This is a genomic window from Mesorhizobium sp. M0060, from assembly GCF_040323155.1.
Taxonomy (GTDB): domain Bacteria; phylum Pseudomonadota; class Alphaproteobacteria; order Rhizobiales; family Rhizobiaceae; genus Mesorhizobium.
Map to the genome: position 1 here is coordinate 59,271 of NZ_JAMYUP010000029.1, position 9,564 is coordinate 68,834.

The window sequence follows — 9,564 nt, forward strand, 5'->3', positions numbered from 1 at the left end:
GGCTGCCGGAAGAGCGGCCATGGAGTGAGGGGTTCGAACTGCATGCCGAATGGGATTTCTCCCATTGCCGACGCCGATGAGCTGTGCCGCCTGAGCGCTGCGGAGCTTGCCGCCGCCTACCGCGCTGGATCGCTGTCGCCCGTCGAGGTGACGACGGCGGCGCTGGCTCGCGCCGAAGCGATCAATCCGCTTTTCAACGCCTTCACCATGATCGACCGCAAGGGTGCGATCGAGGCCGCAGATGCCTCCGAGAAACGCTGGCGGGCAGGCGAGCCGCTGTCCGCCGCCGACGGCATACCCACGACGCTGAAGGACATCGTCTGGGTCGAGGGCTGGAGCGTGCGCTACGGCAGCAGGACGACGACTTCTGCCGCCTATGACAGGGATGCTCCCGCCGTTGCCCTGCTGCGCAGAGCGGGCGCGGTCTTCATCGGGCAGACAACGACGCCCGAATTCGGCTGGAAGGCGATCACCGACAGCGGCCTCTACGGCATCACGCGCAATCCCTGGAATGCGCAAAAGACGCCCGGCGGTTCTTCCGGCGGAGCGGCAGTGGCGGCCGCGACCGGCGCCGGCGTCTTCCATCTCGGCACCGATGGCGGCGGCTCGATCCGTATCCCGGCCTCGTTCACCGGCATCGCCGGACTGAAGCCGACCTTCGGCCGCGTGCCGGCTTATCCGTCGAGCGCGTTCGGAACCGTCGCTCATATCGGACCGATGGCGCGGACAGCGCTTGATCTTTCCGTCATGGCCGACGCCATGTCCAGCCGCGATATCAGCGACTGGCAGCAGGGCATGGGAACGCTTTCGCCGCTTGGCAGGATCGAAGACACTTTGCAGGGCGCCCGGATCGGCTACTGGTCGAAGCCGCCGTCAGGAGCGCTGGATTCCGGGATGGCCGCCGCCGTCTCTCAAGCCTTGACGTATCTCGATGCGTTTGGCGCGACGGTCGAGCCGATTGATCTTCCGGGTGGCGATCTTCTCGATCTTTTCCAGCATCACTGGTTCACCGGCGCCGCGGCGCGGCTGGCGCTGGTTGCGCCAAGCGAACGGGCGGGCATCGATCCGGGCTTCCTGGAGATCGCGCGCGCGGGGGCGGCGTTCGACGTCCAGGCGCTCGTCGCCGCGCAATTGGAGCGCACCGAATTCGGCGCCGCCATGGACCGGCTGCTCGACGCCTATGATTTCATCGTTTCGCCGGGAACATCGGTGCCGGCGTTCGACGTCGGACTTGAAGTGCCCTTAGGAAGCGGCCTGTCGCGCTGGACCGAATGGGCGGCGTTCAGCTACCCGATCAATCTCAGCCAGCAACCGGCCTGCGTCATCCCTTGCGGCATGACCGCGGCGGGCCTGCCGGTCGGCTTCCAGATCATCGGCGCGCGCGGCGACGATGCCCGCGTGCTGTCGGCGGCGGCCGACCTGGAGGCCGCTTTTCTGCCCATAACCCAAGCGTTTCGCCTGAAGGATTTTGCGTGAAAAGACCATAACCAACGCCAAAAAGGGAACTTTGCCATGATGAACAGACGTGCAATGCTGCAAGGCGTGGTCGGTGCGGGTGCGGCCGGAGCCGCGCTTCTTGCCGACATGAACAATGCCGCAATCGCCCAGGATGCCACGCCAATTCCGGTTGGTTCGGCCCTGCCGATGTCCGGCATCGCCGCCGCCGACGGCATCGAGTTCAAGAACGGTCTCGAGCTTGCTGCCGAGGAGATCAATGCGGCGGGCGGCATTCTCGGCCGGCCTGTCGAGATCCACATCGAAGACACCAAGGAAATGGGCGCCGACCTCGTAAGCCAGTCGATGCAGCGCCTGATCGACCGTTTCGAGGCGCCGGTCATCATCAACGGCTACAATCTCGGCACCAACATGATCGAGATGGACGTCGCCGCCGACAACGACGTCATCATGATGCACTACAACACGCTGATTTCGCACAATGAGAAGTTCAAGACCGACCCGGCCCGCTATTACAGCTCCTTCCAGGGCGACCCGCCGGAGTTCTGGTATGGACCGGGCTGCCTGAATTTCCTCAAGACGCTTGCCGCGGACGGCAAATGGAAGGCGCCGAACAAGAAGATCGCCATCATTCCGTCGGCCAACGAATATTCGATCGTCATTGCCAACGCGATCCGCGACAAGGCCGCCGAATACGGCTTCGAGGTCAGCCTGTTCGAGACCGTTCCGTTCCCGACCAACCAGTGGGGACCGACGCTGGCAAAACTCCGCCAGGACCCGCCGGCGGCGATCCTGGTGACGCATTTCCTGCCGCAGGACCTGGCGCAGTTCATGGTCCAGTTCCTCGCCGAGCCGATCAACAGCCTGATCTACATGCAGTACGGACCATCGCTGCCGGCTTTCCGCGAGATCGGCGGCGAGGCAGTCAACGGCGTCGTCTATTCGACGGTGATCGGCTGTCTGCCGGACGATTTCTCTAAGCCGTTCCGCGAGAGCTACCGGGCCAAATTCGGTCCGAACTCCGCCTACATCACGGGATCGCAGACCTATGACGGCCTGTGGATGTGGGCGCTTGCCGCGGCGATCGCCGGCGGTCCGGGCGAACCGATGAACAAGGAGCAGACCACCAAGGTGGCCAATGCCATGAAGCGCCTGGTCTATCGCGGGGTCAACGGCACCTATAGGGCCGATCCGGCCGGCCAGTCGGCCTTCTGCTATCCGACGCAGGTGGCCGATCCGTCGCTTGGCATGCCGCACCAGTTCCTGCAGCATCAGGACTACAAGACCGATCCGAAGCTGATCGCGCCGGTGCTCTATGCGACGGACAGTTTTATCCTGCCGCCATGGATCAAATGAGCCGAGCGTAGAAATGAAACCAACGAACCGGCCGGGTTCTGCGCCCGACCGGTTGCCACCAGGTAGAGAAAAAATGCCAGGCAAACGAGATGACTGAGGCCGCGGGCCCGATGCTGGTTTGTGACGGAGTGGTCAGACGGTTTGGCTCGTTGGCCGCCGTCGACGGCGTGTCGATGGTGGTCAATCCGGGCGAGATCGTCGGCATTGGCGGGCCGAACGGCGCCGGCAAAACGACCTTCTTCGACGTGGTGACCGGGATCACGCCGGCCAGCGGTGGCCGCGTGCATTTCGGCGACACCGACATATCGGCCTTTCCGGCCGACCGCATCTGCCAGCTCGGCATGGCCCGCACCTTTCAGCTCAATGCCGCCTTCGACAGCCTGACCGTCCGCGAAAACATCGATATCGCCGCCTATTTTGGCCGGCAGCGGCGAAGGCTGGCTGGCTTCCGCCTCGGCGAGGATGTCCGGCAGGCGACGATCGAGGCGCTGGACTTCGTCGGGCTTGCGGCCAAGGCCGACGAGACCGTGGCGCGGCTGCCGGTGCTCGACCGCAAGCTCCTGATGATTGCCGGCGCCATCGCCACCCGGCCGAAAATGCTCTTCCTCGACGAGCCGGTCGGCGGGCTCAACGTCGCCGAGATCGACCACATCATGGCGATGGTGCTGAAACTGCGCGACCAGGGGCTGACCATCGTCCTGATCGAGCACGTCATGCGCTTTCTGCTGGCACTCTCCAATCGTGTCATCATCATGCATCATGGCAAGGTGATCTTCGAGGGCCGGCCGGACAAGGTCGCCGAGGACCAGACCGTCGTCGAAACCTATCTCGGCCAGGGCACGCAGAAACGACTGAAGAAATTCTTCGACAACCAGGCCGCTGCGAACCCTTTCACAATGGGGATGCCATGATGGGCGCAGCCGCAAAACCGCCTGTCCTGCAGCTCGACAACATCGTCTCCGGCTATGACGGGCTCGACGTGCTCAAGGGCATTTCGCTGACCGTTCATGCCGGTGAGTTCGTGACCGTCGTCGGCCCGAACGGCCATGGCAAGTCGACGTTGCTCAAGACCATCTCCGGCCTGGTGCCGCTGCGCGCTGGGCAGATAGGTATCGACGGCCAGCGCCTGTCCGGCAAGCCGCATGAGACGGCGATGCTGGGCGTCGCACACGTGCCACAGGGCGACATGTTGTTCGCGCAGATGAGCGTGCTCGAAAACCTCCTGATGGGCGCCTATCTGGCACCGGACAAGGCGGAGATCACGCGCCGGCTGGACGAGGTCTACGCACTTTTGCCGAAGCTTGCCGACCGCCGCAACCAGATCGCCTCGAGCCTGTCCGGCGGCGAACGGCGCATGGTCGGCATCGGCCGCGGCCTGATGATGGGCGGGCGCATCCTTCTGATCGACGAGCCGTCACTCGGCCTGGCGCCGCTGATCATCGACCAAGTCTACGGCGTCATTGCCGAACTGAGCAAGGCCGGTCGGACCGTCCTGCTGGTGGAGGAGAACCCTGCGCGGGTCGAGGATCTCGCCGACCGCCTGCATCTGCTCGACGACGGCGCAATCGTCTGGTCAGGCAAGCCCGCCGAGCTGATGGCGCGCGACGAGCTCCTCGCAACCTATCTTGGAGGCTGACGCCATGGTCGATGTGCTCATGGCCATTCTCGTCGCCGGCTTCACCTCGGGCGCGCTCTATGCCCTGGCGACGGTCGGGCTGTCGCTGGTCTGGGGATCGATGGGCATGCTCAACATGGCCCATGCGGCGATGCTGACGCTTGGCGGCTATGTCGCCTTCACGGTGATCACCTCGCTCGGCCTGCCGATCGCGATAGGCTTCATGGGCGCTATCCTCGTGGGTGCTGTGGCCGGCGCCATCCTCTATTTCGCAATAGTGCGCAACCTGTTGAAGAACGACAAGTCGACATTCGAAGCCAATGTCATGATCGCCACGGTCGGCATCGGCATCGCGCTCGAGAACGCCATCCTCCTTACCTATGGTGGACAGCCGCTGAAGCAGCCGGTTTCGATCGCAGGCACTTTTCGCGTCGGGCCGCTGACGCTGCCCTGGCAGAACCTTTTGATCATCGCGGTCGTCGTCGTCATGATGGTGGTGGTCTCGCTGGCGCTCGGCCGCACGCGGATGGGCCGGGCGATCCGGGCGACGGCGCAGAACCGCGACGCGGCCCAGCTCATGGGCGTCGCCGTCAACCGCGTCTATCTGCAGGTGCTGATGCTATCCGGCGCGCTCGCCGGTATCTGCGGCGTCATGGTCTCGTCAATGACGCAGCTGTCGCCGCCGCTCGGCAATGACCCGATGCTGAAGGCCTTCATCATGTGCGTGGTCGCCGGTCTCGGCAATCTGCCGGGCGCCGTCGCCGCCGCGCTTGGCCTGGCGCTGCTCGAATCCTTCGTCCAGTATGCGCTCGGCGCCCGCTGGGGGTTTCCGTCGCTGCTGTTCGTTGTCATTGCCGTGCTGATCTGGCGACCGTCCGGCCTTTTCGGCCGCGCCGAAATCCGGCGCATGTGAGGGGCATCATGACAAAGACACGTCCCATGTCGCGTTCCGCCATGTCCCGCTCGGCCAGGACCGATCTTGTCATCAGTCTGGTGCTGATCGCGGCGGCGATCGCGCTGCCGTTCCTGGTCGACAGCCGCTACATCCTCGGCCAGATCGTGCTGGCGCTGTTCTATGCGACGATCGCCTCGCAGTGGAACCTCCTGTTCGGCTTCTCCGGCATCTTCTCGCTGGCGCAAATGGCGATCTTCGCCTTCGGCGGCTATGCGACGGCGATGCTCTGCTTCTATTTCGGCTGGAACGTCTGGGCAGCACTTGTGCCCGGCGCGCTGGGCGCGGTGCTGTTCTCGCTGGTCGTCGGCCTCGCCTGCCTTCGCCTGACCGGCGTCTATGTGGCGCTGCTGACGCTGGCGATCGCCCAGACGATGTATCTGCTGATCGTCACCGACACCGAATGCTTCGTCATGGTAGGTTCCGTCTGCCGTCAGTTCACCGGCGGCGCCGTCGGCTTCGCCCGGTTCGGCGATCTCGGCACCAGGGCCTTGCTGCGCGCGCAGTGGCTGGTCGGCAACTACGCCATCATCGCGGTGCTGTTCGCGCTCACGATGGTGTTCACCTACGCGATCGTCAAAAGCCCGATCGGCCTTGCCTTCCGGGCGCTGAAGGATAATCCGGACTATGCGGTGGCGCGCGGCGTCAACCGCTTCCAGGCACAGCTTCTGGTCTTCGGCATCTCCGCCTTCTTCACCGGGCTGGCCGGCGGTTTCTATGCCGCGCATTTCCAGGCGATCGGCCCCGGCGTGCTGTCGATGTCGCAATTGATGTTCATCATCGCCATCGTCGTGGTCGGCGGCGTTGGCACGTTCTGGGGGCCGCTGGTGGGGACGGTGGTACTGGTGCTGGCCGACGAACTGATGCGCGAGAGCGGCGAGTTCCGCACGCTCGGCCTCGGCCTGATCATCGCGCTGTCGGTGGTGCTGATGCCCAAGGGGCTGGTCGGCCGCTTCGGCGATCTCGTCCACTGGCTCACGCGACGCCGCGCCAAGTTGACTGACGCAAAGCCAATAGACAGCAACATTGTGCAAAGCCCGGCCCCGGCCGGAAAATGAGAGACTTAACGATGTTCGATACGATCATAGTGGGTGCCGGCTCGGCCGGCTGCGTGCTGGCGAACCGGCTCAGCGCCGATCCTGCCCGCAAGGTGCTGTTGCTGGAGGCCGGGCGCGAGGCGCCGCTTGCCTCGGACGTGCCCTCGGACTGGCCGACCATGTTCAACACCGCCGTCGACTGGGGCTATTACACCGAGCCGCAGGCAGGCTGCCGCGGGAGGCGGGTGTTCTGGCCGCGCGGCAAGATGATCGGCGGCTCCGGTGCGCTGAACGCCATGATCTATATTCGCGGCCTGCCGTCCGACTATGATGGCTGGGCGGCCATCGGCTGTCCCGGCTGGGCGTGGGCCGACGTGCTGCCGGTGTTTAAGGCCTGTGAAAGCAATGCCGAACTCGGCAACGACCCGCTGCACGGCGCCAACGGGCCGCTGCATATCGGCAATGTCGGGCATATCGATCCCAACGAGCTTGCCTGGATCGATGCCTGCAAGGCCGCCGGCTACAAGCAGAACCGCGATTTCAACGGCGTCGAGCAGGAAGGCGTCGGCCTCTTCCAGTTCACCATCAAGAACGGCGAACGCTGGGGCACCAGCAAGGCCTATCTGCGCCCAGCGCGCGAGCGCCCCAATCTGACTGTGAGAACCGGGGTGCTGGCGACGGGCCTAATCGTCGAGAAGGGCAGGGTCAGGGGCATCCGCTATCTGGTCAATGGCGTGCCGGAGACCGCTTTTGCCGACAGTGAGGTGGTGCTGTCCTCAGGCTCGATCGGCAGCTGCCAGCTGATGCTGCTTTCCGGCATCGGCCCAGCCGACGAGCTCGCCCAGGTCGGCGTTGCCCCCGTGCACGACCTGCCGGGCGTCGGCAAGGATTTGCAGGACCACATCAACATTCCGATCACCTTCTATACGAAGGACAAGATCGGCGTCGGCGCCTGGACCGACGAGACGCTGCAGCGCGACTTTCAGGAATGGCAGACATCGCGCAGCGGTCCGCGTTCCTCGCCCTGGGTGGCGGCCGGCGGCTTCGTCAAGAGCCGGCCCGATGTCGAACCGGATTTGCAGCTTTACGGCGCCATCAGCCCGCATCGCGACTATGTGCGGTTCCTGTCATCGAAGCCCGGCATCACGCTGCACACCACGCTGCAGCGGCCGGACAGCCGCGGCGAAATCCGCCTGCGCTCGGCCAATCCGGTCGAGTATCCGGCGATCGACCCGCGCTATTTCATCAGCGACGAGGACGGCTCCGACATCGCCACGCTGGTCGAAGGCATCCGCATCAGCCGCCGGATCGCGGCGCAGTCGCCGCTTGCCGAAATGCTGGTCGGCGAAATCACGCCGAGCGCCGAATGCGAGAGCGACGCCGAGATCGCTGAGTACATTCGCGGCCACTGCACGACGCTCTATCACCCGACCAGCACCTGTCGCATGGGCACCGATCCGATGGCCGTCGTCGACCCCACGTCTATGAAGGTGCACGGGCTGGACGGGCTTTGCATCGCCGACGCCTCGGTCTTTCCAAAGATGGTCTCGGGCAACACCAACGCGCCGACGATCATGATCGCCGAACGCGCGGCGTCGATGATCCTGGCGGGGTGAGGCAAGAGATGACGACGGGCTGGAATTTCCACGAACTTTATCTCTGGCACGAGACCGGCAACGCCGCGCAGTTCTTTCAGCCGAGCCTGACCATCGAGCCGGGCGAGCATGCGGAGAATGCCGCGACCAAGCGCCGGTTCCGCAATCTGATGGAGGTTTCAGGCCTCACCGAAAAACTGTCGATGATCGCCTCGGTCCCGGTGAGCGAGGACGATCTGGCGCTGTTCCACGACCGCGATTATGTCAACCGCATCAAGCTGCTCAGCGACGGGCACGGCGGCGATGCGAGCTATCTCACCCCCTTCGGCCATGGCAGCTACGAGATCGCCTGTCTGGCTGCAGGCGGCACAGCAGCGGTGATGGATGCGGTGTTGAGCGGCGATGTCGGCAATGGCTATGCGCTGGTGCGGCCGCCCGGCCATCATGCCGAGCGCGCGCAAGGCATGGGCTTTTGCCTGTTCGGCAACGTTCCGGTCGCCATACTGAAGAACCGGGCCAAGCATGGCTTCGGGCGGGTCGCCACCGTCGACTGGGACGTACATCACGGCAATGGCACGCAGTCCGCCTTCTATGGCGACCCGTCCGTGCTGACGATCTCGATCCACCAGGATGGGCTCTATCCGCATGACAGCGGTTTTCACAAGGAACGCGGCGATGGTGGGGGCGAAGGCTACAACATCAATGTGCCGCTGCCGGCCGGGTGCGGCCACGGCGCCTACATGTCGGTCTTCGAACGGATCGTGCTGCCGGCCCTCCATCGCTACAAGCCTGATCTCATCGTCGTGCCATCGGGCTTCGATGCCTCGGCGGCTGATCCGCTGGGGCGCATGATGTTGCACAGCGGCAGCTACCGCGAGATGACGCGGCTGCTGATGCAGGCGGCGGACGACCTCTGCGGCGGGCGGCTGATGATGTCGCATGAAGGCGGCTATTCGGCCGCCTACGTGCCCTATTGCGGCCTGGCGGTGATGGAGCAATTGTCCGGCATCAGGACCGGTATCGACGACCCGTTCCTGCCGGTCTTCGAAGCCTATGCCGGCCAGCCGCTGCAGCCGCACCAGACAGTCGCTATTTCCAAGGCGGAGAAACTTTTAGGCGGCATCGCCTAGAATTCGGATTGGACTGGACGATCATGGTCGACTACCAAGGCGAATTTCCGTCGCCGCCAGCCCTCTGACGAGCTCAGCCCTTATTCAAGCTTGAGCCGGCCACTGTGCAGGCTCAAATCATGGACACGCAACCACCGATACCGCCATTCGCTGATCGTGACGATTTGAGAGAAGTAGAAGCCCGCAGTTTCGGAGGAGAACAAGGCCCTGCTCGACGACGTGAACAGGGTGCTCAAGGAGCTGAAGGACGACGGCACGCTGGGCAAGATTTCGCAGATCAGTCAACTGGCCGACCTCTACGTATCCTATGCCCGGAGTGTCCCCGTCGTGCTCCAATTGTTCGTCGCGTTCTACGGGCTTCCCTTGCTAGTCGGCCTGCTCGAGGTCGAAGACTTCGTGACGCCAACGGTAGCTGCGATAGTTG

Annotated in this window: 8 protein-coding genes and 1 pseudogene; all 9 read left to right on the forward strand. The window is 64.3% G+C overall.

The features are described 5' to 3' along the window. Positions 1-42 precede the first annotated feature (42 nt). Positions 43-1,476: an amidase gene (locus NKJ94_RS23925; protein ID WP_352528430.1), complete on the forward strand. Its 1,434-nt coding sequence runs from the start codon at positions 43-45 to the stop codon at positions 1,474-1,476. 36 nt (positions 1,477-1,512) lie between these two features. Next, a complete protein-coding gene (locus NKJ94_RS23930; RefSeq protein ID WP_352528432.1) occupies positions 1,513-2,811 on the forward strand; it encodes an ABC transporter substrate-binding protein in 1,299 nt (432 codons plus the stop codon). A gap of 89 nt (positions 2,812-2,900) precedes the next feature. Further along, positions 2,901-3,722 carry an ABC transporter ATP-binding protein gene (locus NKJ94_RS23935; protein WP_352528434.1) on the forward strand — a complete coding sequence of 274 codons (822 nt, stop codon included), beginning with the start codon at positions 2,901-2,903 and terminating at the stop codon, positions 3,720-3,722. Further along, positions 3,719-4,447, forward strand: a complete 729-nt coding sequence (locus NKJ94_RS23940; protein WP_352528436.1) for an ABC transporter ATP-binding protein — start codon at positions 3,719-3,721, stop codon at positions 4,445-4,447. Before NKJ94_RS23935 ends, NKJ94_RS23940 begins: the two co-directional genes overlap by 4 nt. 4 nt (positions 4,448-4,451) lie before the next feature. After that, positions 4,452-5,339, forward strand: a complete 888-nt coding sequence (locus NKJ94_RS23945; RefSeq protein WP_352528438.1) for a branched-chain amino acid ABC transporter permease — start codon at positions 4,452-4,454, stop codon at positions 5,337-5,339. An 8-nt stretch (positions 5,340-5,347) separates the two neighbouring features. Beyond that, the gene (locus tag NKJ94_RS23950; RefSeq protein WP_352528440.1) at positions 5,348-6,436 is read left to right on the forward strand and encodes a branched-chain amino acid ABC transporter permease; all 1,089 of its coding nucleotides are present in this window, start codon (positions 5,348-5,350) and stop codon (positions 6,434-6,436) included. Between the two features lie 11 nt (positions 6,437-6,447). After that, positions 6,448-8,031, forward strand: coding sequence for a GMC family oxidoreductase (locus NKJ94_RS23955; protein ID WP_352528442.1), 1,584 nt, complete (start codon positions 6,448-6,450; stop codon positions 8,029-8,031). Between the two features lie 8 nt (positions 8,032-8,039). Then, positions 8,040-9,140, forward strand: coding sequence for a histone deacetylase-like amidohydrolase (locus NKJ94_RS23960; protein WP_352528444.1), 1,101 nt, complete (start codon positions 8,040-8,042; stop codon positions 9,138-9,140). Between the two features lie 264 nt (positions 9,141-9,404). Beyond that, positions 9,405-9,564, forward strand: a pseudogene (locus NKJ94_RS23970) (amino acid ABC transporter permease); the annotation flags it as partial.